At 44.0% G+C, this 1433-nt stretch carries 1 protein-coding gene; it reads left to right on the top strand.

Annotated elements, in window-relative coordinates; genetic code table 11:
• Window positions 1–94: 94 nt before the first annotated feature.
• Complete coding sequence (locus tag LHL20_RS20905; protein ID WP_226434688.1) at window positions 95–1423, top strand: IS4 family transposase; 1329 nt, start codon at window positions 95–97, stop codon at window positions 1421–1423.
• Window positions 1424–1433 lie beyond the last annotated feature (10 nt).

Raw genomic sequence — 1433 nt, 5'->3', positions numbered from 1 at the left:
CTAATGCCGATCAGTTAAGAAAAGTTTTAGCGATCGGTTGACCGATCTTTTATAGATGTAAAAATCCGATGAGCATTTGCCATCGGATTTTTTTATGGATATCAAAACAGCGTTAGATACTGCTTTCAACGCCAGTACCCAGTTTCACTCATTTGAAAAGCTCTCAACTTTCTTAGACCCTTCAATTATCGATGAGGCCTTTGTTGAAGCAGGTGTTGCAACCGTTAGAAAGCGTCGCTTACCGCTTGAGTCGGTAATGTGGTGTGTCATGGGAATGAGTCTTTTTAGGCAAGAATCAGTGTGGAATATTGCTACTAAGATGGATATTGCATTGCCCGGTAAAGCTCCGCTGGTAGCGCCAAGCGCTATGGTTCAGGCGCGGCAGCGTCTAGGAACTGAAGCCGTTGAACAGTCATTTAAAAAGATGGCGAAACATTGGTATCAACAGAGTGAATTCGAAACATGGAACGGCCTGAATTTACTTGGTGTCGATGGGGTCGTATGGCGAACGGCTGATACTGCGGAGAACCGAGAAAAATATGGCTCTGGCAGCACACAATATGGCGATACAGCCTTTCCTCAGATTCGTATGGTCTGCCAGATGGAGTTGACAAGTCATCAACTTATAAACAGTGTATTTGACAAGTATAAGTCTAACGAGATGGTACTAGCAGAACAGCTAATTAAAGACACGCCTAACCACTCGCTCACTATGTTTGACCGTGGTTTTTATTCGTTGGGTTTACTCCACCAATGGCATAGTGAAGGACAAGAAAGACACTGGATGATACCCGCCAGAAAAGGCCTCCAGTTTGAAGTATTAGAGAGTTATAGCCGTGTAGATAAGCGGGTAAAACTAACAACCACACCTCAAGCGAGAAAGAAGCTCGCCACGCTTCCCAATGAAATTGAAGCGCGCCTAATTACGAAGAAAATTAAGGGAAAAGAGTGTCGAATGCTTACATCACTTACCGATGTGATGCGTTATCCCAGTGACGAGATTGTAGACTTATACAGTCATCGATGGGAGATAGAGTTAGGGTATCGTGAAATGAAGCAGACATTATTGAACAGTGAATACACGCTTCGAAGTAAACGGCCTGACATGGTTGAACAAGAATTATGGGGATTACTGCTGGCTTATAATCTAATAAGAGTAGCAATGACTGAAGCCGCTTCACGCAAAGGTATCTGGCCTAATCAACTAAGCTTCAGCGGGTGTTCTAGCGCAGTGATTGCATTCCTTCTAACAACAGGGCTTACAAGCCCCGGGAAGCTGCCCGTATTGTATGAAAATCTTATCAATCAACTGACTTACTATGTGCTCCCACCACGGCGAGAGGATAGGTTATATCCACGATGTGTTAAACCCAAACCAAGTAAGTACCCCGCCAAAAAGAAAAATGCCAGTCAGCTTAACTGACTGGCATTAG

This window comes from Alteromonas sp. McT4-15, from assembly GCF_020515205.1.
Taxonomy (GTDB): domain Bacteria; phylum Pseudomonadota; class Gammaproteobacteria; order Enterobacterales; family Alteromonadaceae; genus Alteromonas.
This window is presented reverse-complemented; position numbering and strand designations above follow the sequence as displayed.

Coding starts and splice junctions, on each gene's coding strand:
- LHL20_RS20905 (WP_226434688.1), top strand. CDS start 95: ATGGATATCAAAACAGCGTTAGATACTGCTTTCAACGCCAGTACCCAG.